The organism is Streptomyces sp. NPDC053426 (genome assembly GCF_055585405.1).
In genome coordinates this window covers 1-21616 of record NZ_JBVJKE010000021.1, presented here as the reverse complement: position 1 = coordinate 21616, position 21616 = coordinate 1, and the positions used below count along the sequence as shown (strand labels likewise).

The following is a 21616-nucleotide window of genomic DNA, read 5'->3' as shown; positions in this document are numbered from 1 at the left end:
GTTGGTCGGGGGACGTGACAACATGCCGTCATGTCCTCCGTACTGACCGATATCTGCCCGCACCCGATCGTGCAGGCACCCATGGCGGGCGGTGTCGCCGTGCCGCAGCTCGCCGCGGCCGTGTCCGAGGCGGGCGGGCTCGGTTTCCTGGCCGCCGGGTACAAGACCGCGGACGGGATGTACCAGGAGATCAAGCAGCTACGGGGACTGACCTCCCGGCCCTTCGGCGTCAACCTCTTCCTGCCGCAGCCGGAGACGGCCGACCCGGCCGCCGTCGGCGTCTACGCCCACCAGCTGGCCGGTGAGGCCTCCTGGTACGAGACCCGGCTCGGCGACCCCGACAGCGGCCGCGACGACGGCTACGACGCCAAGCTCGCCGTGCTGCTGGACAACCCGGTGCCGGTGGTGTCGTTCCACTTCGGTGTGCCGGCCCGCGAGGTCCTGGACTCCCTGCGCCGCGTCGGTACGTTCACGCTGGTCACCGCCACGACCGCGGAGGAGGCACGGGCCGTGGAACGGGCCGGCGCGGACGCGGTGATCGCACAGGGCGTGGAGGCCGGCGGCCACCAGGGCACCCACCGCGACGTCCCGGAGACGGACGGCTCCGGCGTCGGACTGCTCTCCCTCGTCGCCCAGGTCCGGGAGTCGGTCGGCATCCCGGTCGTCGCCGCCGGCGGCATCATGCGCGGCGGCCAGATCGCCGCCGTCCTCGCGGCCGGTGCCGCCGCGGCCCAGCTCGGCACGGCCTTCGTCGCCGCCCACGAGTCCGGCGCGCACGCCCTGCACAAGCGGGCCCTCACCGACCCCCTGTACGCCCGCACCGAGCTGACCCGCGCCTTCTCCGGCCGCCCGGCCCGCGCCCTGGTCAACCGTTTCCTGCGCGAGCACGGCCCGTACGCGCCCGCCGCCTACCCGGACGTCCACCATCTCACCGCGCCCCTGCGCAAGGCCGCCGCCAAGGCCGGTGACGCGCAGGGCCTGGCGCTGTGGGCGGGGCAGGGCCACCGGATGGCCCGCGAACTGCCCGCCGGGCAACTGGTGGAGGTGCTGGTCGCCGAACTGGCCGCCGCCCGGACGGCGTTGTCGGCGGGAGGTGCCCGATGACCGCGCCGGTGTTCGTCGTCGACCACTTCGACACGGACGGCTCCGGCCGTTACGTGCTCGACGGACCCGAGGGACGGCACGCCGTCTCCGTGAAGCGGCTGCGGGCCGGCGAGGGCGTCGTCCTCACCGACGGCGCCGGCCGCTGGGCCGAGGGGGAGGTGGACGCCGCCGAGGGCAAGGACCGGCTGATCGTGCGGCTCGGCGAAGTCGTGGAGGAGCCCGAGGAGTTGCCCCGGCTCACCGTCGTGCAGGCCCTGCCCAAGGGGGACCGGGGCGAGGTGGCCGTGGAGACGATGACCGAGGTCGGCGTCGACGTGGTCGTGCCGTGGGCGGCGGCGCGTTGCATCACGCAGTGGAAGGGGGAGCGTGGGCTGAAGTCCCTCGGCAAGTGGCGGGCGACGGCGCGGGAGGCGGGGAAGCAGTCGCGTCGGGTGCGGTTTCCGCGGGTCGCGGACGCGGCGACGAGTAAGCAGGTTGCCTCACTTCTCGCCGAAGCGGAGTTCGCGGCCGTGCTGCACGAGAGTGGTACGGAGCCGCTGGCGACCGCCGGACTTCCCACCTCCGGCGACATCGTTCTGGTCGTCGGGCCCGAAGGCGGTGTCTCCCCGGAGGAGTTGGCCCTCTTCGAGGCGGCCGGGGCGCGGGCCTACCGGCTGGGGCGGAGTGTGCTGCGCACGTCCACGGCCGGTACGGCTGCGGCGGCGCTGCTGCTCGGGCGTACGGGGCGTTGGTCCTGACCTGAGGGTTTTCGCCCCCGCCGCCCTTACCCGTCCCGACCTGGGGCTCCGCCCCGGACCCCGCTCCTCAAACGCCGGAGGGGCTGACTTCCAGCCCCTCCGGCGTTTGAGGAGCGGGGGGCCGGGGGCAGCGCCCCCGGGATGGGACGGGTAAGGGCGGCGGGGGCGAACAACCAAGTGGCCATATGCGCCCTACCGCCCCGCCGGTGACGGTGGCAGGCTGCCGTTCATGGGGGCGATGAAAAGGGTTCCACGCCGGTGGCGACGACAGGTGCTCGCCGTCGGCTTCGCCGTGGCCGCCGTAATCGGGGCCACCGCGTGCGAAGGCGGCGGACTCAGCTCCGCAGCCGTCGCGTTCACGACCGACGCGACCGTGACCGAGGAACTCAACCGGCGGAAGGCCGACGTGCGCTGGCTCAGCTGCACCGGCTCCTTCGGGGACGAGAAGGGCCAGGACACCGTCGCCTCCGTCGACTGCAAGGGCGAGACCCAGGACGGCAGGGAGATCACCGTCACCGGGAAGATCACCCACGCCGTCAACAACGCCTGCGTACGCGGCAACCTCACCGCGAAGGTCGACGGGAAGCAGCTGTTCCGGGTCGACGGCCTGGGCGACTGCGACTCCACCAGCCCGCCGCGCGTGGGCGAACCCACTCGGCGCGGACAGGACCCCGGCCCCGATCCCACCGTCACCGTGACCGTCACGACGACCGTGTGGTGCGAGCAGTACCCCTCCTGTCGCCCCGTCGAGGGCAAGTGATCCAAACCTCTGTCCAGGCGCCTCCCCCGTGCATAGGGTGATCGGGTGACACAGCCCGCATCGGTCGCATCCGCCGCTTATCTCCGGTTCCCGCATCTGCACGGCGAGTTGGTCGCCTTCACCGCCGAGGACGACGTGTGGCTCGCCCCGCTCGACGGCGGCCGGGCCTGGCGGGTCAGCGCCGACAACGTGCCCGTGACCCAGCCCCGTATCTCGCCCGACGGCACCACCGTCGCCTGGACCTCCACCCGCGACGGCGCTCCCGAGGTGCACATCGCGCCCGTCGACGGCGGCCCCGCCAGACGCCTCACCCACTGGGGCAGCACCACCACCCGGACGCGCGGCTGGACGGCGGACGGCCGGGTCCTGGTGACCAGCTCCCAGGGCCAGGCCAGTTTCCGCCGCACCTGGGCCCGCGCCGTCCCCCTCGACGGAGGCCCCGCCACCACCCTGCCCTACGGCCCCGTCGGTGACGTCGCCCAGGGACCGCACACCGTGCTGCTGTCCGCGCCGATGAGCCGCGAGGCCGCCTGGTGGAAGCGCTACCGGGGCGGTACGGCGGGCAAGCTGTGGATCGACCGCGAGGGCGACGGCGAGTTCGTACGGCTGCACGAGGACCTCGACGGGAACATCGAGTGCCCGCTGTGGGTGGGGGACAGGATCGCGTTCCTCTCCGACCACGAGGGCACCGGCGCCCTGTACTCCTCCCTCGCCGACGGATCGGACCTGCGCCGGCACACCCCGCTCGACAGCTTCTACGCCCGCCACGCCTCCACCGACGGCACCCGCGTCGTCTACTCCAGCGCCGGTGAACTGTGGCTGCTGGACGGCCTGGACGGGGACGGGCCGCGCCGCCTCGACATCCGGCTCGGCGGGCAGCGCGTCGACCTCCAGCCGTTCCCGGTGAACGCCGCCCGCTGGTTCGGCGCCGCGGCCCCCGACCACACCGCGCGCGGCAGCGCCGTCTGCGTGCGCGGCACCGTCCACTGGGTCACCCACCGCGCCGGCCCCGCCCGCGCGCTCGCCGCGACCCCGGGCGTACGGGCCCGGCGGCCCCGCGTCTTCCGCGCCGACGGCGAGGAGTGGGTGGTGTGGGTGACCGACGCCGAGGGTGACGACGCCCTGGAGTTCGCCCCAGCCACCGGACTCGCCCCGGGCGCCACCCCGCGCCGGATCGCCGCCGGGCGGCTGGGCCGCGTCGTGGGGCTCGCCATGGCCCCCGACGGCAGCCGCGCCGCCGTCGCCTCCCACGACGGCCGGGTCCTCCTCGTCGAGCGGGAGACCGGTGAGGTCCGCGAGGTCGACCGCAGCGAGGACGGCGACGTCTCCGGGCTGGTCTTCTCGCCCGACTCCGCCTGGCTCGCCTGGTCCCATCCCGGCCCGAGCCCGCTCAGCCAGCTCAAGCTCGCCAACACCACCGACCTGTCGGTCACCGAGGCGACCCCGCTGCGCTTCCGGGACTACGCGCCCGCCTTCACCCTCGACGGCAAGCACCTCGCGTTCCTGTCGACCCGCTCCTTCGACCCGGTCTACGACGAGCACGTCTTCGACCTGGCCTTCGTCGAGGGCGTACGGCCGTACCTGATCACCCTCGCGGCGACCACCCCGTCGCCGTTCGGCCCGCAGCGGCACGGCAGGCCCTTCGAGACACCGGACCGCGACGAGACACCCGACAGCGAGGGCACCCCCACCACCCGCATCGACCTCGACGGCCTCGCCGACCGCATCGTGCCGTTCCCGGTGGAGGCCGCCCGCTACACCAACCTGCGCGCCGCCAAGGACGGGGTGCTGTGGCTGCGGCACCCGGTGCGCGGCGTGCTCGGCGCGTCCCGCGCCACGCCCGACGACCCGGACCCCAAGACCGACCTGGAGCGCTACGACCTCGCCCAGCAGCGCATCGAGCACCTGGCCGTGGACGCCGACCACTTCGAGGTCAGCGGCGACGGCAAGCGGGTGCTGCTGTGGACGGACGGGCGGCTGAAGGTCGTACCCAGCGACCGGCGCGCCTCCGGCGACGACGACAGCGACACCAACATCACCGTCGACCTGGACCGCGTACGCCAGTTCGTCGACCCGGCCGTCGAGTGGCGGCAGATGTTCGACGAGAACGGCCGCATCATGCGGGACAACTTCTGGCGTCCCGACATGAACGGTGTGGACTGGGACGGGGTCCTGGACCGGTACCGGCCCGTGCTCGACCGGCTCGCCACCCACGACGACCTGGTGGACCTGCTGTGGGAGGTGCACGGCGAACTCGGCACCTCGCACGCCTACGTCATCCCGCGCGGCGGCTACGGCGACGGGGCGCGGCAGGGGCTGCTCGGGGCGGACATCTCCCGTCACGAGGACGGCGGTTGGCGGGTGGACCGGATCCTGCCCGCGGAGACGTCCGACCCGGACGCCCGGTCGCCGCTCGCCGCGCCGGGGGTCGCCGTACGGGTGGGGGACGCGATCGTCGCCGTCGCCGGGCAGCCGGTCGATCCGGTGACCGGGCCGGCGCCGCTGCTGGTCGGGACGGCGGGGAAGCCGGTGGAACTGACGGTGTCGCCCGCGGGGGGCGGCGAGCCGCGGCACGCGGTGGTGGTGCCGCTCGCCGACGAGGAGCCGCTGCGGTACCACGCGTGGGTCGCGGACCGGCGGGCGTATGTGCTGGAGAAGTCCGGCGGACGGCTGGGGTACATCCACGTCCCCGACATGCAGGCGCCCGGGTGGGCGCAGATCCATCGCGACCTGCGGGTGGAGGTGCTGCGGGAGGGGCTCGTCGTGGATGTGCGGGAGAACCGGGGCGGGCACACGTCGCAGCTCGTGGTGGAGAAGCTGGCCCGGCGGGTCGTGGGGTGGGATCTGCCCCGGGGGATGCGGGCGGAGAGCTACCCGAGGGACGCGCCCCGGGGGCCGGTGGTGGCCGTCGCCAATGAGTTCTCCGGGTCCGACGGGGACATCGTCAACGCGGCGATCCGTGCGCTGGGGATCGGGCCCGTGGTCGGTACCCGTACGTGGGGAGGCGTGATCGGCATCGACAGCCGGTACCGGCTGGTGGACGGGACGCTCGTCACTCAGCCGAAGTACGCCTTCTGGCTGGAGGGGTACGGGTGGGACGTGGAGAACCACGGGGTCGATCCCGATGTGGAGGTCGTGCAGCGGCCGCAGGACCACGCGGCGGGGCGGGACGTGCAGTTGGACGCGGCGGTGAGGCTGGCGCTGGAGGCGCTGGAGGCCACGCCGGCGAAGGTGCCGCCGACGTTGTCGTGAGCGGGTGGGCGCAGCTATGGCGTTCCCGCGGGCAATCGTGCCGCAGGGCGGCACGGGTGGGCGCGACGGCATCCGGCGAGCGCCGGTAAGCGAGACTGCCCCCGCCCCGGCACGACTGCCCGCGGGTACGATGCTTCGTACTTGATCAGCTGGCTTGAGGAGGGTGTATGGCTGGGGAGCCTCAGGACGACTGTCTGTTCTGCAAGATCGTCGACGGGAGCATTCCGGCGACGATCGTGCGGGAGACGGAGACCACGGTCGCGTTCCGTGACATAAACCCCCAGGCGCCCACCCATGTGCTGGTGATCCCGAAGGCGCATCACCGGGACGCCGCCGCCCTCGCCGCCGCCGCGCCCGGGCTCGCCGCGGACGTGCTGCGGGAGACGCAGGCCGTCGCCGACGACGAGAAGCTGGAGAGCTACCGCATCGTCTTCAACACCGGCAGCGGCGCCGGCCAGACCGTCTGGCACGCGCACGCCCACGTCCTGGGCGGCCGCGGTCTCGAGTGGCCCCCCGGATAAGCCGCCTTGTCCGCACGCGAACTGGTGGTGCTCGGCACCGCCAGCCAGGTCCCCACCCGGCACCGCAACCACAACGGCTACCTGCTGCGCTGGGACGGCGAGGGCATCCTGTTCGACCCCGGTGAGGGCACCCAGCGCCAGATGCTGCGCGCCGGGGTGGCCGCCCACGACCTGAACCGGATCTGCGTCACCCACTTCCACGGCGACCACTCCCTCGGTCTCGCCGGGGTGATCCAGCGCGTCAACCTCGACAAGGTGCCGCACGAGATCACCGCCCACTACCCGCGCTCCGGGCAGCGTTTCTTCGACCGGCTGCGCTACGCCACCGCCTACCGCGAGACCGTCGCCCTCACCGAGGCCCCGGTCGACACCGACGGCCCCCTCGACCGCACCCCCGGCTACACGCTGGAGGCGCGGAAGCTGTCCCATCCCGTCGAGGCGTACGGTTACCGCCTGGTCGAACCCGACGGCCGGCGCATGCTGCCCGAGCGGCTGGCCGCGCACGGCATCAAGGGCCCGGACGTCGGCCGCATCCAGCGCGAGGGCGTGCTCGACGGGGTTCCGCTGGAGGAGGTCAGCGAGGTGCGGCGCGGGCAGCGGTTCGCGTTCGTCATGGACACCCGGCTGTGCGACGGGGTGTACGCGCTCGCCGAGGGCTGCGACATGCTGGTCATCGAGTCGACGTTCCTCGACGAGGACGAGGCGCTCGCCGTCGACTTCGGCCATCTGACCGCCGGGCAGGCGGCCCGGGTGGCGCGCGAGGCGGGCGTACGGCATCTCGTCCTCACCCACTTCAGTCAGCGCTACTCCGACCCGGAGGAGTTCGAGCGGCAGGCGCGGGCGGCCGGGTACGAGGGCGAGCTGACCGTGGCGCGTGATCTGCAACGGGTGGCGCTTCCGAAGCGTCGGTGAAAACGCCGTACGATATTTCGATGCCCGTACCAAAAGCCGAACTGCACCTTCATATCGAAGGCACCCTTGAGCCCGAGCTGGCCTTCGCCCTGGCCGAGCGCAACGGTGTCGAGCTGCCCTACGCCGACACCGACGCGCTCCGTGAGGCGTACCGCTTCGAGGACCTGCAGTCCTTCCTGGACCTGTACTACGAGCTCATGGCCGTCCTGCGCACCGAGCGGGACTTCGAGGACCTCGCCGACGCCTACCTCGCCCGCGCCGCCGCGCAGGGTGTGCGGCACGCGGAGATCTTCTTCGATCCGCAGGCGCACATGGCGCGGGGGGTCGGCATGGGCACGGTGGTCGAGGGGCTGTGGCGGGCGCTGGGCCGGAGCGGGGAGACGCACGGTGTCTCGACCCGGCTGATCATGTGTTTCCTGCGGGACGAGTCCGCCGAGTCGGCGCTGGCGACGCTGGACGCCGCGAAGCCGTATCTGGACCGGATCACCGGGGTCGGGCTGGACTCGGCGGAGGTCGGGCATCCGCCGGTGAAGTTCCGGGAGGTGTACGAGGCCGCTGCCGCGCTGGGGCTGCGGCGGGTCGCTCACGCGGGGGAGGAGGGGCCGCCGGAGTACATCACCGAGGCGCTGGACGTCCTCGGGGTGGAGCGGGTCGACCACGGGCTGCGGTGTGTGGAGGATCCGGTGCTGGTGGAGCGGCTGGTGCGGGAACGCGTGCCGCTGACGCTGTGCCCGCTGTCCAACGTCCGGCTGCGCACCGTGGACACCCTCGCCGACCACCCGCTGCCCGCGATGCTCGACGCGGGGCTGATGTGCACGGTCAACTCCGACGACCCGGCGTACTTCGGCGGCTACGCCGGGGACAACTTCGACGCGGTGCGCGAGACCCTGGGCCTCGGCCCGGAACGCCTGCGCGAGCTGGCCCGCAACTCCTTCCTGGCCTCGTTCCTGGAAGACGACGAGGACCTACGGACCCGGTACCTCGCCGAGGTGGAGGCGTACGACTTCTCCTGACCACGCAGCTGCGGCAGTCGTGCCGCCGCCGCTGCGGGCAGTCGTGCCGCTGGGGCGGCACGGGTGGGCGCAGCGGCACCCGGCAAGCGCCGGCGAGCGAAACCGACCCCCGTCCAGCCCAAGCGGGCGCCCGCGTTGCCGCCGCCGTGTCGTAGGCGCGCCGGGTTTCGGCCGGGCGGGGGGTGTTGCGCAGCCCGGCGTTCGCGGGGTGCCGTCGCGCCCACCCGTGCCGCCCTGCGGCACGATTGCCCGCGGAAGCGCGGAAGCGCGGGGGCGCGGAAGCGCGGAAGCGCGGAAGCGGGGAAGCGCGGGGGCGCGGAAGCGCGGAAGCGGGGAAGCGCGGGGGCGCGGAAGCGGGGGAGCGCGGGGGCGCGGAAGCGGGGGAGCAGGGGAGCGGGGGAGCGGGGGAGCGCGGGGCGCGGAAGCGGGGAAGCGGGGGAGCGGGGGAGCGCGGGCGCGCGGGGTGGTTCAGTGGGCGCCCGGCGCCCGGGTTGCCGCTGCCGTGTCGTAGGTGCGCTGGGCCGGGGCCGGGGTGCCGTCGAGGGGGATCTCGACGACCGGCTGTTCCGGGGCGCCGACCTCGGGGACCGTGCCCGTCGGGGTGCCCGGCGCCGCCGCGACCACCGCCGCCGCCGGGTGACCACCACGGCGGCGGACCGCCCCCGGCAGCAGCGGACGTCCCCCCGTGTGCAGCGCGACCGCGGTCATCGGCAGCGCGACCAGCAGCAGACCGACCCCGAGCACCGCGCCCATCACCGGGAACCCGGCCTGCGCGGACAGCACGCTGCCGGTCAGCGGTCCCGCGGCGGTCCCCAGCGACGACGCCGAACCGACCAGCACCGCCCACCGCCCCCGCGGATCCAGCGAGGCCGCCAGCCCGATCAGGTACGACAGCACCACCGGGTAGATCGCGTTCCAGGCGATCTCACCGGTGGCGAAGCTGCCCAGACCGGTCGCCGAGGCGCTGAGCGCGATGCAGCCGGCGATGAGGACCGTGCCGCCTCCGATGGGCAGCGCCCGCCCCAGCCGCGGCCCCAGCGCGCCCGCGCCCAGGACGCCCAGCAGCCCGGCGCCCAGCGCCACCGCGAAGACGACGCCCACGGTCGGCTCGGACAGGTGCGCCTGGCCGACCCCGATGCGCCCGCTCACGCCCCACAGCGCGTTCTGGGCGAGCGACCACAGCAGCATGGTGCCGGCGAGGACCATGCCGGAACGCCGGTGCGGCAGCCGGGCGGCGGCGGTGTCGTCGGGCCCGGTGCGGCGCGGACCGGGCGTGCCGGCCGGCAGCCGGGACGTCAGCGGCCACACGGCCAGCGCGGTCAGGGCGATGGCGGCCAGGGTGAGCCCGTGTCCCGGCAGCCGCGGCACCGTCAGGTACACCGTCCCCGCGAGCGCGGAGACACTGAGCAGCCCGAGGGCGGACGCCCGGTGCGGGTCGCGTTCGGCGGCGATCCGGGTGGCGGCGACCGTCGTGGCCGTGCCCGAGCCGAACCCGCCGATCACCGCGCCGGCGACGACGGCCGGTACGGAGGTGGTGAGGGCGGCCCCGCCGTAGCCGACGGCGGCCAGCAGCAGACCCAGCCGGGCCAGGGTCCGCGCCCCGACCCGTTCCACGCGCGACGCCAGCAGGAACCCGGCGGTCGCCGAGCTCAGCAGCAGCGCGCTGCCGACGGCTCCGGCCTGGGTGGCGGAGAGTCCGAGCCCGCGTTCCAGCCGGCCGACGGTGGTCGGCAGCAGGTACGGGGCGAGGTACCCGGCCGTGAAAAGGGCGACGAGGGGCCAGGGGGCGGTGCGGGGGGCGAACACGGGCGTTCCCAGGGCGTGCGAAAGGGACGGTGCGAGGACCGTGGGGAGGGAGGGGGCGACGACCGTCGACTGACAGGAGCGCGCGGGCAATTTGTATCAAGCGGGGGGAGGGCAACGGGAGCGCGCGAGGTGTGATCTGAACCACTCTTGCGTTTGGGGTTCGGCGAGGCCGGGTAGCGGCGTCCGCTACCGCCAGTGAATGGCCCCGCCACCTGCGGGAATCGTCGTCTCCACCTTCGTCCGGATCTCCCGCATCACGGCGACGATCCGCTCCTCCCGCTCCGGCGTCAGCCGGGCCACCGGCACCGAGCAGCTGATGGCGTCCTGCGCGGGCGAGGCGTACCGCAGGGCGAACCCGAAGCCGACGATCCCGGGCACGCCCTCCTCGCGGTCCACGGAGTAACCGCGCTCCCGCACCCCGGCCAGATCGGCGGCCAGCGACTCCCGCGAGGTGTGCGTGTTCGGCGTGGCCGCCTCGTACGGCCCCTCGGGCAGCTCCTCGTCCGGCCGCTCCGCCAGCAGCGCCTTGCCGAGCGCGCCCACGTGCGCCGGCAGCCGCCGCCCCACCCTGCTGATCGTCCTGAGGTATTCGTGCGACTCGCGGGTCGCCAGGTACGCCACGTCGTGGCCGTCCAGCCGCCCCATGTGGATCGTCTCGCCCAGCGCGTCGGACGCCTCGTCCAGATACGGGCGCACGGCCCGCACGCGCGGGTCCGAGTCGAGGTAGCTGGTGCCGGTGAGCAGGGCGCGGATGCCGATGCCGTACAGCGAGCCGGTGACGTCGGTACGGACCCAGCCGCGCGAGATCAGGGTCTGCAGCAGCGCGTACATCGAGCTGCGCGGCACCTTCAGCGCGTCCGCCAGCTCCTGGAGGCGCGCCGGACGGTCACCGCGCGCGGCGAGCAGTTCCAGTACCTCCATCGTGCGCGCGGCGGACTTGACCTCGCGCACGCCCCCTGTCTCCGACATGCGCCGATCGTAGTCCGGCCGTGGTCCGGCGGGAGGAGGTCCGTGCCGGGCCATTGACGGTTGTCGTTCGCCTACTTAACCTTCATTTTCATACATGGATGACGTCTACATGGGGAGATGAGTGAGGGTGAGTCCCGATACGGACCAGAGCGGTACGGCCGCCGTGGCGCGACGCCTGAAGGACGGGATGGCGAACGGGGTGCTGTCCTTCCCGCTCACCGCCTTCCACGAGGACGGCTCCCTCGACCCGGACGGCTTCCGCGCCTACGTCGCCGAACGGATCGCTACCGCCCCCGGCGCCGTCTTCCCCGCCTGCGGCACCGGCGAGTTCTTCTCCCTGGACGAGGACGAGTACCGGCAGGTCGTCACCATCACCGTCGAGGAGAGCGCGGGCCGGGCGCCGGTCGTCGCCGGCGTCGGCTACGGCTGGGCGCAGGCCACCCGCTTCGCCCGCATCGCCGAGGAGGCCGGCGCCGACGCCCTCCTCGTCCTGCCGCACTACCTCGTCGCCGCCCCACAGGACGGCCTCGTCGCCCAGCTCGAAGCCGTCGCCGCCCGCACCCGGCTGCCGCTGATCACCTACCAGCGCGGCCAGGTCGCCTACACCGCCGACTCGCTCAGGCGGATCGCCGCCCTGCCGAACGTCATCGGCCTCAAGGACGGCCACAGCGACCTCGACCGCCTCCAGCGCCTCACCCTCGCCGCCCCCGAGGGCTTCCTCTTCTTCAACGGCGCCGCCACCGCCGAGATCCAGGCCCGCGCCTACGCCACCGTCGGCGTCCCCGCCTACTCCTCCGCCGTCCACGCCTTCGCCCCCGAGATCGCGAACGCCTGCTTCACCGCGCTGCGCGACGGCGACCACGGCACCGTCGACAAGCTGCTGCGCGACTTCTACGTGCCGTTCGTCGAACTGCGCGACCGCGTCCCCGGATACGCGGTGTCGCTGGTGAAGGCGGCGGCCCGGCTGCGCGGACGCCCCGTGGGCCCCGTGCGCGCCCCCCTCACCGACCCCACGCCCGGCGACCTCGCCGACCTCCGGACCCTCCTCACCACCGGACTCGACCTCGTAGGAGCCGCCCTGTGACCACGCCGACCTCCCGCGACCTGACCGTCACCGAGGTCCGCCTCACGCCGATCCTCGTCGCCGACCCGCCCCTGCTCAACACGCAGGGCGTCCACCAGCCGTACACCCCCCGCCTGATCGTCGAGGTGGTCACCGCCGACGGCACCACCGGCCTCGGCGAGACCTACGGCGACACCAAGTACCTGGACCTGGCGCGGCCCCTCGCCGACCGGCTCGTCGGCCGTCAGGTGGGCGAGCTGAACCGGCTGTTCACCGAGGCCGACGAGGTCGCCGTCGACGCCTCCCAGGTCTCCGGGCAGGTCGACGTCGGCGGACTGCGCGGCGTGCAGACCGCCGACAAGCTGCGCCTGTCCGTGCTCTCCGCCTTCGAGGTGGCCTGCCTCGACGCCCTCGGCAAGAGCCTCGGCCTGCCCGTGCACGCCCTGCTCGGCGGCAAGGTCCGCGACGCCGTCGAGTACAGCGCGTACCTCTTCTACAAGTGGGCCGACCATCCGGACGGCGTGACGGCGGAGAAGGACGACTGGGGTGCCGCCGTCGACCCGGCCGGCGTCGTCGAGCAGGCCCGGATCTTCACGGAGCGGTACGGCTTCACCTCCTTCAAGCTCAAGGGCGGCGTCTTCCCGCCCGACGAGGAGATCGCGGCCGTACGCGCCCTCGCCGCCGCGTTCCCCGGACACCCCCTGCGCCTCGACCCCAACGGCGCCTGGTCCGTGGAGACCTCGCTGAAGGTGGCCGGGGAACTCGGGGACGTCCTCGAATACCTGGAGGACCCCGCGCTGGGCACCCCCGCCATGGCCGAGGTGGCCGCCCGCACCGGGGTGCCGCTCGCCACCAACATGTGCGTGACGACGTTCGCCGAGATCAAGGAGGCGTTCACGCGGGGCGCCGTCCAGGTCGTCCTCTCCGACCACCACTACTGGGGCGGACTGCGCAACACCCAGCAGCTCGCCGCGATCTGCCGCACCTTCGGCGTCGGCGTCTCCATGCACTCCAACACCCACCTGGGCATCAGCCTCGCCGCGATGACCCACGTGGCGGCCACCGTGCCCGACCTGCACCACGCCTGCGACTCCCACTACCCCTGGCAGTCGGAGGACGTCCTCACCGAGCGCCTCACCTTCGAGAACGGCGCCGTGAGGGTCTCCGACGCGCCCGGCCTCGGCGTCGAGCTCGACCGCGACCGGCTGGAGGTCCTCCACCAGCGCTGGCTCGACGACGACGGTTCGCTGCGGGACCGCGACGACGCGGCGGCCATGCGCGTCGCCGACCCGGAGTGGGTCACACCGGCCGTGCCGCGCTGGTGACCCTCCGACGGGTGGACGTGGAGTGACGGCCGTCACGCTGTCAGTGGTGTGGTGCACACTGGCCTGAACCGCACCACGTCAGGGAGCGCACCGTGATGGCGTCCACCCGGAAAGCACGCATCGAGGGACCGCACTGCTCGTCCCAGGTCGATCCCCTCGCCGCCCTGCGCGCACCGGACGACCCGCCCTGGGACGTCTACCTCACCGGCACCGTCTTCCTCGACATCGTCTTCACCGGGCTCGACTCCGCCCCGGTGCGCGGGACCGAGTCCTGGGCACGCGGGATGGGGTCGAGCCCCGGCGGCGTCGCCAACATGGCCACCGCCCTGGCCCGCCTCGGCCTGCGCACCTCCCTCGCGGCGGCCTTCGGCGACGACCACTACGGCGAGTACTGCTGGGACGCGCTGGAGCAGGGCGAGGGCATCGACCTCTCCCTCTCGCGCACGGTCCCCGGCTGGCACTCGCCGGTCACCGTCTCCATGGCGTACGACGGTGAGCGCACGATGGTCTCCCACGGCCACGAACCCCCGCCCGAGGAGCCCGCCCCCGACTGCCCGCCCCGCGCGCGTGCCGCCGTCGCCTCCCTCACGCCGGGCCGCAGCGCGCCGTGGATCGCGCAGGCCGCGCGCAAGGGGGCGCGCGTCTTCGGTGACGTCGGCTGGGACGACACCGGGGCGTGGGACCTGGCCGCGCTGCCCGACCTGCGGCACTGCGAGGCGTTCCTGCCGAACGCGGAGGAGGCGGTGCGGTACACCGGCACGGACTGCCCGCGCGCGGCGGCGCACGCCCTCACCGAGCACGTGCCGGTCGCGGTCGTCACCCTGGGCGCGGAGGGCGCGTACGCGGTGGACCGGCGTACGGGGGAGACGGCGTCGGTGCCGGCGATCGAGGTGGAGGCGCTGGATCCGACCGGGGCGGGGGACGTGTTCGTCGCCGGGTTCGTCACGGGGTCGCTGGCGGGGTGGCCGTTGGCCGACCGGCTCGCCTTCGCGGGGCTCACGGCGGCGCTGTCCGTCCAGGAGTTCGGGGGGTCGCTGTCGGCGCCGGGGTGGACGGAGATCGGGGCGTGGTGGCGGCGGGTGCGGTCGGTCGAGGGGCAGGACCCCTCGGCTCTGGGGCGGTACGAGTTCCTGGCGGGGCTGGTCTCGGGGGAACTGGTGCGGCCGTGGCCGCTGCGGCGGGCGGTGCCGACGATCGGCTTCCGCCGGTCGGCATGAAACGGGGGCCCGCCCCCACGTTTTTGTCGCCGGGGGCCGCCCCGCACTTTTGTTGTCGGGGCTCCGCCTCCACGCCCCGCTCCGGGGGCTCCGCCCCCGCACCCCCGCCAGGGGGCTCCCGCCCCCTGGACCCCCGGCCTGTGCCCACCCACCACCCGACTCGGTGGGCTGAGAAGTGGGCCACGGGGCCGGGGTGTCGTCCCGGCTCGGTGGGCTGGGAGGCGGGCCATGGGTTCGGGGCGCGGTTCCGGCTCGGTGGGTTGGGAGGCGGGCCATGGGTTCGGGGCGCGGTTCCGGCTCGGTGGGCTGAAAGGCGGGCCGCGGGGCCGGGGCACGGTTCCGGCTCGGTCCGTTAAAAGGCCTACGGAGTTGTCACCCCTGCGTCGTACCCTGGGAATCGCGAGGTCGCCCTCAGCCAGGCGGCCGTGACTAGGAGGATCCGCAGGCCTTCAGAGCCGGCCCATGACTCAGACACCCACAGCTCACACCCCCGCGCAGGGGCAGGCGAGAGTGCAGTTCACCGTCCCCGCCCAGCACCCCATGGTGACCGTACTGGGGTCCGGAGACGCCCTCCTGCGCGTGATCGAGAAGGCCTTCCCGGGGGCCGACATCCACGTCCGGGGCAATGAGATCAGCGCGGTCGGCGACGCGAACGAGGTCGCCCTCATTTCGCGCGTGTTCGACGAGATGATGCTGGTGCTCCGCACCGGGCAGCCGATGACGGAGGACGCAGTGGAACGCTCGATCGCCATGCTCAAGGCGAGCGACAACGGGGAGAGCGACGGCCAGGAGACCCCGGCCCAGGTGCTCACGCAGAACATCCTGTCCTCGCGCGGCCGCACGATCCGCCCCAAGACGCTCAACCAGAAGCGCTACGTCGACGCGATCGACAAGCACACCATCGTCTTCGGCATCGGCCCGGCCGGCACCGGCAAGACGTACCTCGCCATGGCCAAGGCGGTGCAGGCCCTGCAGTCCAAGCAGGTCAACCGCATCATCCTGACCCGGCCGGCCGTCGAGGCCGGCGAGCGGCTCGGCTTCCTGCCGGGCACGCTCTACGAGAAGATCGACCCGTACCTGCGCCCGCTCTACGACGCGCTGCACGACATGCTCGACCCCGACTCGATCCCCCGGCTGATGGCGGCGGGCACGATCGAGGTCGCGCCGCTCGCGTACATGCGCGGACGCACGCTCAACGACGCGTTCATCATTCTCGACGAGGCCCAGAACACCAGCCCCGAGCAGATGAAGATGTTCCTCACCCGCCTCGGGTTCGACTCGAAGATAGTGATCACCGGTGACGTGACGCAGGTCGACCTGCCGAACGGCACCAAGTCCGGCCTGCGGCAGGTGCAGGACATCCTGGAGGGCCTGGACGACGTCCACTTCTCCCGGCTGTCGTCCCACGATGTCGTCCGGCACAAGCTGGTGGGCCGTATCGTCGACGCGTACGAGCAGTACGACAGCACGCACGGCACCGAGAACGGCACCCACAAGGGCGGCCGGGGCAAGTCCGGGCACAAGGGGAAGTAGACCGAGCACCAGATGTCGATCGACGTCAACAACGAGTCCGGAACCGAGGTCGACGAGCAGGCGATCCTCGACATCGCCCGCTACGCGCTCGCGCGGATGCGTATCCACCCGCTCTCCGAACTCTCGGTGATCGTCGTGGACGCCGGCGCCATGGAGCAGCTGCACATCCAGTGGATGGACCTGCCCGGCCCGACGGACGTCATGTCGTTCCCGATGGACGAGCTGAGGCCCCCGTCCAAGGACGACGACGAGCCCCCGCAGGGGCTGCTCGGCGACATCGTGCTCTGCCCCGAGGTCGCCACCAAGCAGGGGCAGGAAGCGGAGACGCGGCACACCATGGACGAGGAGCTCCAGCTGCTCACCGTCCACGGTGTGCTGCACCTGCTGGGCTACGACCACGAGGAACCGGACGAGAAGGCCGAGATGTTCGGCCTGCAGGCCGCCATCGTGGACGGCTGGCGCGCGGAGAAGGGCCTCACCGGCCCGTCCCCGGCCCCGACCGTGTCATGAGTCCGACACTCGTCCTCGGCGCGATCGCCCTGGTCGTCGTCGCGTGGCTGGCCGCCTCCGCGGAGGCCGGCATCGCGCGCGTCTCCAGCTTCCGCGCCGAGGAGGCCGTACGCTCCGGCCGCCGGGGCGGCGCCAGACTCGCGCAGATCGCCGGCGACCCCACCCGCTACCTCAACGTGGCGCTGCTGGTCCGCGTCGCCTGCGAGATGGCCGCCGCCTCCCTGATCACCTACGGCTGCCTGCGCGAGTTCGACGGGACCGCCGAGGCACTGCTGATCGCCATCGCGATCATGGTCCTGGTGTCGTACGTCGCCGTCGGGGTCTCCCCGCGCACCATCGGCCGCCAGCACCCGCTGAACACCGCCACGGCCGCCGCGTACGTCCTGGTGCCGCTCGCGCGGGTCATGGGACCGATCCCGAACCTGCTGATCCTCATCGGCAACGCGCTCACCCCCGGCAAGGGCTTCAGGCGCGGACCGTTCGCCTCCGAGGCGGAGCTGCGCGCGATGGTGGACCTCGCGGAGGCGGAGTCGCTGATCGAGGACGAGGAGCGCCGCATGGTGCACTCGGTCTTCGAGCTCGGCGACACGCTCGTGCGCGAGGTGATGGTGCCGCGCACCGACCTCGTGGTGATCGAGCGGTACAAGACCATCCGCCAGGCCCTCACCCTCGCCCTGCGCTCCGGTTTCTCCCGCATCCCGGTGACCGGCGAGAGCGAGGACGACATCGTCGGGATCGTCTACCTCAAGGACCTGGCCCGCAAGACGCACATCAGCCGGGACGCCGAGAGCGAACTGGTGTCCACGGCGATGCGTCCCGCGTTCTTCGTGCCCGACACCAAGAACGCCGGCGACCTGCTGCGCGAGATGCAGAAGGAACGCAACCACGTCGCCGTCGCCGTCGACGAGTACGGCGGCACCGCAGGCATCGTCACCATCGAGGACATCCTCGAGGAGATCGTCGGCGAGATCACCGACGAGTACGACCGTGAGCTGCCGCCCGTGGAGGAGCTGGGCGAGGACCGCTACCGGGTCACCGCCCGCCTCGACATCGGCGACCTGGGCGAGCTGTACGGCCTGGAGGAGTTCGACGACGAGGACGTGGAGACCGTCGGCGGACTGCTCGCCAAGCACCTCGGCCGGGTGCCGATCGCGGGCGCCTCGTCCCTGGTCGCCCTCCCCGACGCCCGCGAGCTGCGGCTCACGGCCGAGGCGGCGGCCGGCCGCCGGAACAAGATCGTGACGGTGCTGGTGGAGCCGGTGGCCCCGGCCGATCCGGCGGACCCGCCCGCCGACGGGGAGGAGCGGCCGGAGTGACCCCGCAGCAGCTGCGCGCCCTGTGCCTGTCCTTCAACGCGGCGGTGGAGGAGTTCCCCTTCAACCCGGAGACCTCCGTCTTCAAGGTCAGGGGCAAGCTCTTCGCCCTGACGGACCTGGAGGCGCGGCCCCTCAAGGTCAACCTCAAGTGCGACCCGGACGACGCGATCCGGCTCCGCGCCGAGCATCCGGACCTGATCGTCCCGGGCTGGCACATGAACAAGAGGCACTGGAACACGGTGACGGTCGACGGAACGCTTTCGGACAGCCTGGTCCGGGAGCTGGTCGAGGACTCCTACGACCTGGTCGTGGCGGGACTGCCGAGGGCGGAGCGGCTGAGACTCGACCGGGCGTGACATACGCGGAAGTGCTCCCGGCGCACACTGAATTGGCCCGACTGGCCCCTCGCCAATGCCGGTGCGCGGCGGCAGAATGTACTCACGGTGCGCTACGACGCCACCGCTCCGGGCCGCCTGCCAGGGAAACTCGGAGCGGAAGCGTCTTCCTAGGGCGTCCGCCGCTCTCGGCCCCGGCCGCTCAGGTCGGGGCTGACTGCTGTCACACGAACGGGAGAACCCACTCGTCGACGATCTTGTGGATCGCGATGAGGAGGTTGATCAGCGGGAGGGCCAGGGCCACCCGCTTCCCCCACGTGTGCTTGATCCGTTCGAGGCGGCGCTCTCCTTCCTGTTCTTCCTGACGGTCCGACATCGGTGATCGGCTCCTCTCGGCTCCGTCCGTCGCCGTGTCTCGGCGAGCCGCGAACGGGCTGTGTCCGGAGTGGGACCGACGGCTTTGACGTGCACTCACTGCGTCTGCTGGGCGTCCTGATGGCTGATCAACCCCCTTACTGAAGCGGGTCGTTCGTCGAGAGTTACGCTTGAGAGCGTAACCCGACGGGTGCGTATCGGTATAGAGCCTGTTGTGAGTCGGCTATGCGGTGGGTCCTATCTGCCATGTAGCAGATTGAAGGGTGACTGAACGCCTGGAGTCCATGTGCGTATGCGCGATCACTGTGGTAGTCCTCTACCTGGAGAGACTCGCATGTCCTCGGTCCGACGCATCCTTCCCGAAAGGTCTCGATGAGCAATATGCGTATCTGCTATGTTGCACACTGCTGGATCCGATGGGGGGTGACGCAACCATGCCCGTGAAGAGTGCGGCATTGCTGCGCCTGCGGCTGCGCACTGAACTCCGCAAGGCCCGCGTGGTCGCCGGCCTGACACAACGTGAGGTCGCCGACCGGATGGAGTGGAGTCCGTCCAAGCTCATCCGGATCGAGGCGGGAGAGGTCGGCATCTCGGTCAACGACCTGCGCCCGCTCGCCACGGCCTACGGGATCACGGACCGGCGCAAACTCGATGAGCTGCTGGACATGGCCCGGGGCAGTCGACGGATGCCGTTCACCGAGTACCGGGATCTGTACAGCAAGGACTTCATGCAGCGCCTCGCTCTGGAGTCGGCGGCGTCCGTCCACCGCGAGTTCGGGTCGCTGCTCCTGCCGGGTCTGCTGCAGACCGAGGAGTACATGCGGGCCGTGATCGGCACGTACGGCAAGGACATGCCCGAGGAGAACGTCGACCGCATCGTCGAATCGCGCCTTGCGCGTCAGGAGGTGCTGGAGGGGGAGGAGCGAGAGTTCTCCTTCGTCCTGGACGAGTCGGTGGTGCGCCGTGTGACCGGGGGCCGCGGGGTGATGCGGGCTCAGCTGGAGCGCCTGGCCGAGCTGTCCACGCGTCCGCACGTCGCGATTCGGATCCTGCCGTTCAGTATCGGTGCGCATCCCGGCATCCAGGGACCGTTCACGCTGTTCGAGTTCCAGGCCGAGGGGATGGAGGACTCCCTGTTCACCGAGGACTCCCGGGGGCTGACCACCGCCTCGACATCCGCGGAGGAGACCCGGCAGTACCTGGAGCGTTTCTGGGAGCTGGAGGACCTGTCGCTGAAGGACGGAGCCGACGTGGTGCTGCGACGTCTCGCGGAGCGCGTCACGGAGGGAGGAGACGAACTGGAGGTGCTGCTGCAGCAGGACTCCGCCTGAACGGAACTCGTCACCAACTTGCCGCCTTCGGAGGTAAGTTGGCGAGAATTGTCATGCCCGCGTGTGTGGTTTCTGCACGTACCATGGGAGTTCTGCCGTGTGACCCACGGCACTGTACGGGGGACGCCCCCGGCTGGGCGGTCCACAACCGGGGTGGAGGTCGAGGGTGACTCAGGCATGGGCATGGCGCAAGAGCAGCAGGTCCGCGCAGACGGACAACTGCGTCGAGGTCGCCTGTACGGGCGTCGAGGTCCGCGTCCGTGACTCGAAGCGCCGACGCGGCGACATCGTCGCCGTCACCCCTGCCGTATGGGACTCCTTCCTCCGCTCCCTCGTCGAAGCGTCGTCCGCTCGCCGTGCGGAGTCGTGAGGGGGTGCCCCCGCCATCAGGTGGCCTCCACCCCCCTTCCTTATGCTCACCCCATGACTGAGAGCACCGACCTGAATCCCGAGGACCGCAAGATCGTCACCCTGGCCCGTTCCGCGCGGGCCCGCAACGGCGTGCCCGAGGGTGCCGCCGTACGCGACGAGACCGGCCGTACGTACGTCGCCGGGACCGTCGCCCTGGACTCCCTGAAGCTCAGCGCCCTGCAGACGGCGGTCGCGATGGCCGTGGCGTCCGGCGCGACGTCGCTGGAGGCGGCGGCCGTGGTGACGGAGGCGGAGTCGGCGTCGCCCGAGGACCGCGCGGCCGTACGGGACCTCGGCGGCCCCTCGACCCCGGTCCTGGTGGCCGGTGCGGACGGTACGGTCCGGGAGACGGTCACCGCGGGCTGAGGCCATGGAGGGTCCCACTTGTTACCGGCGGTAAGTAGGCCGGAATCCCACCTTGTCGCGCACTGCCTCTCGCGCATCAATGGAACCCGCCGGTGCTGACGGCGCGTCAGCCGGCGTGATCGCGGCGGGTCCGGACCCACGCTGCCGAGCAGTTCCCCCCACACGGAAAGGGACCGGGATCCTATGAGAGGCAAACGATTCGGAACAGGTGTGTCCCTGGCGGCAGGCGCTCTCGCCGTCTGCGGCCTGGCCTTCGCCCCCACCGCCGCCGCCGTCGCCCCCGGGGCGGCGACCGTCGACGCCGACTGCGGAAGCTGGGGCGGCGGCGACGCCACCCTCACGGCCACCCAGAACGGCACGTCCGCCACCGTCACCATCACCACCTCCGCGGTGACCGCGCCCCTCGCGATCGGTCAGGACTCCCTGGTCTCCAGGCTCACCCTGGTGAAGGCGGGCGGCGGCACGGTCACCTTCAGCGGCACCGAGAACCCGGCCATGGCGACCGGCGACGCGCTCGAGGTCGGCCCGCTCACCGGGACCGTGGCCTCGGGCGACAGCCTGGAGGCGTTCGGCGGCACGCTGAAGGTGACGGCGTTCGGCTTCATCACCATCACCTGCACGGCGACCGCACCGCAGGCGCCGGGCCCGTTCGTCTTCGACTGACCCCGCCGGGGGGGGGGGGGGGGGGGGGGGGGGCAGGGGGGGGGGGGGGGGGGGGGGGGGGGGGGGGGGGGGGGGGGAGGGGTGGCGGGGGGGGGGA

At 72.5% G+C, this 21616-nt stretch carries 21 protein-coding genes; 18 read left to right on the top strand and 3 right to left on the bottom strand.

From position 1 onward, the window contains the following. The first annotated feature begins 30 nt into the window (after positions 1–30). From ACZ62B_RS32730 to ACZ62B_RS32700, 7 genes are all read left to right on the top strand, one after another. Entirely contained in the window at positions 31–1104 is a 1074-nt protein-coding gene (locus ACZ62B_RS32730) for a nitronate monooxygenase (RefSeq protein WP_344555428.1), read from the top strand. Next, a complete protein-coding gene (locus tag ACZ62B_RS32725) occupies positions 1101–1841 on the top strand; it encodes a 16S rRNA (uracil(1498)-N(3))-methyltransferase (RefSeq protein ID WP_344555430.1) in 741 nt (246 codons plus the stop codon). Before ACZ62B_RS32730 ends, ACZ62B_RS32725 begins: the two co-directional genes overlap by 4 nt. A 229-nt stretch (positions 1842–2070) precedes the next feature. After that, on the top strand, positions 2071–2601 hold the full coding sequence (locus tag ACZ62B_RS32720) for a hypothetical protein (RefSeq protein ID WP_469693116.1): 531 nt from the start codon (positions 2071–2073) through the stop codon (positions 2599–2601). Positions 2602–2646: 45 nt separating this feature from the next. Continuing rightward, positions 2647–5853 (top strand): S41 family peptidase, encoded by a 3207-nt coding sequence (locus tag ACZ62B_RS32715; RefSeq protein ID WP_469693114.1) that lies wholly within the window; start codon positions 2647–2649, stop codon positions 5851–5853. 167 nt (positions 5854–6020) lie between these two features. After that, positions 6021–6374, top strand: a complete 354-nt coding sequence (locus tag ACZ62B_RS32710; protein ID WP_344555436.1) for a histidine triad nucleotide-binding protein — start codon at positions 6021–6023, stop codon at positions 6372–6374. A 6-nt stretch (positions 6375–6380) separates the two neighbouring features. Beyond that, positions 6381–7286, top strand: a complete 906-nt coding sequence (locus tag ACZ62B_RS32705) for a ribonuclease Z (protein ID WP_344555438.1) — start codon at positions 6381–6383, stop codon at positions 7284–7286. 20 nt (positions 7287–7306) lie between these two features. Continuing rightward, the gene (locus ACZ62B_RS32700) at positions 7307–8299 is read left to right on the top strand and encodes an adenosine deaminase (RefSeq protein ID WP_344555439.1); all 993 of its coding nucleotides are present in this window, start codon (positions 7307–7309) and stop codon (positions 8297–8299) included. A 468-nt stretch (positions 8300–8767) separates the two neighbouring features. Here the strand turns inward: ACZ62B_RS32700 and ACZ62B_RS32695 are convergent, their stop codons facing one another. Both ACZ62B_RS32695 and ACZ62B_RS32690 read right to left on the bottom strand, forming a co-directional pair. Continuing rightward, positions 8768–10105: an MFS transporter gene (locus ACZ62B_RS32695; protein WP_468728899.1), complete on the bottom strand. Its 1338-nt coding sequence runs from the start codon at positions 10103–10105 to the stop codon at positions 8768–8770. A 186-nt stretch (positions 10106–10291) separates the two neighbouring features. After that, complete coding sequence (locus ACZ62B_RS32690; RefSeq protein ID WP_344555443.1) at positions 10292–11074, bottom strand: IclR family transcriptional regulator; 783 nt, start codon at positions 11072–11074, stop codon at positions 10292–10294. Positions 11075–11195: 121 nt separating this feature from the next. On the opposite strand from ACZ62B_RS32690, the gene ACZ62B_RS32685 reads away from it, so the two are divergent. From ACZ62B_RS32685 to ACZ62B_RS32655, 7 genes are all read left to right on the top strand, one after another. Then, a complete protein-coding gene (locus ACZ62B_RS32685; protein ID WP_382054768.1) occupies positions 11196–12158 on the top strand; it encodes a 5-dehydro-4-deoxyglucarate dehydratase in 963 nt (320 codons plus the stop codon). Continuing rightward, positions 12155–13462, top strand: coding sequence for a glucarate dehydratase family protein (locus ACZ62B_RS32680; RefSeq protein ID WP_344555445.1), 1308 nt, complete (start codon positions 12155–12157; stop codon positions 13460–13462). The genes ACZ62B_RS32685 and ACZ62B_RS32680 overlap by 4 nt, the downstream gene beginning before the upstream one ends. A 95-nt stretch (positions 13463–13557) precedes the next feature. Further along, positions 13558–14679 carry a carbohydrate kinase family protein gene (locus ACZ62B_RS32675; protein WP_469693111.1) on the top strand — a complete coding sequence of 374 codons (1122 nt, stop codon included), beginning with the start codon at positions 13558–13560 and terminating at the stop codon, positions 14677–14679. Positions 14680–15141: 462 nt separating this feature from the next. Then, positions 15142–16212 (top strand): PhoH family protein, encoded by a 1071-nt coding sequence (locus ACZ62B_RS32670; RefSeq protein WP_451836595.1) that lies wholly within the window; start codon positions 15142–15144, stop codon positions 16210–16212. A gap of 12 nt (positions 16213–16224) precedes the next feature. Then, entirely contained in the window at positions 16225–16722 is a 498-nt protein-coding gene (gene ybeY / locus ACZ62B_RS32665) for an rRNA maturation RNase YbeY (protein WP_344555451.1), read from the top strand. Beyond that, on the top strand, positions 16719–18038 hold the full coding sequence (locus ACZ62B_RS32660) for a hemolysin family protein (RefSeq protein ID WP_344555452.1): 1320 nt from the start codon (positions 16719–16721) through the stop codon (positions 18036–18038). Before ybeY ends, ACZ62B_RS32660 begins: the two co-directional genes overlap by 4 nt. Further along, entirely contained in the window at positions 18035–18394 is a 360-nt protein-coding gene (locus ACZ62B_RS32655) for an MmcQ/YjbR family DNA-binding protein (RefSeq protein WP_344555453.1), read from the top strand. Before ACZ62B_RS32660 ends, ACZ62B_RS32655 begins: the two co-directional genes overlap by 4 nt. Positions 18395–18596: 202 nt before the next feature. Here the strand turns inward: ACZ62B_RS32655 and ACZ62B_RS32650 are convergent, their stop codons facing one another. Then, positions 18597–18749 carry a hypothetical protein gene (locus ACZ62B_RS32650; protein WP_468728886.1) on the bottom strand — a complete coding sequence of 51 codons (153 nt, stop codon included), beginning with the start codon at positions 18747–18749 and terminating at the stop codon, positions 18597–18599. A gap of 433 nt (positions 18750–19182) precedes the next feature. Between ACZ62B_RS32650 and ACZ62B_RS32645 the strand changes: the two genes are divergently transcribed. The 4 genes from ACZ62B_RS32645 (at position 19183) to ACZ62B_RS32630 (ending at position 21519) form a co-directional block, all read left to right on the top strand. After that, entirely contained in the window at positions 19183–20079 is an 897-nt protein-coding gene (locus ACZ62B_RS32645) for a helix-turn-helix domain-containing protein (protein ID WP_469693108.1), read from the top strand. A gap of 166 nt (positions 20080–20245) precedes the next feature. Beyond that, entirely contained in the window at positions 20246–20449 is a 204-nt protein-coding gene (locus tag ACZ62B_RS32640; RefSeq protein ID WP_344555459.1) for a DUF397 domain-containing protein, read from the top strand. A gap of 53 nt (positions 20450–20502) precedes the next feature. Beyond that, the gene (locus ACZ62B_RS32635) at positions 20503–20856 is read left to right on the top strand and encodes a cytidine deaminase (RefSeq protein ID WP_344555461.1); all 354 of its coding nucleotides are present in this window, start codon (positions 20503–20505) and stop codon (positions 20854–20856) included. Between the two features lie 183 nt (positions 20857–21039). Continuing rightward, positions 21040–21519 carry a hypothetical protein gene (locus ACZ62B_RS32630; RefSeq protein ID WP_344555463.1) on the top strand — a complete coding sequence of 160 codons (480 nt, stop codon included), beginning with the start codon at positions 21040–21042 and terminating at the stop codon, positions 21517–21519. Positions 21520–21616 lie beyond the last annotated feature (97 nt).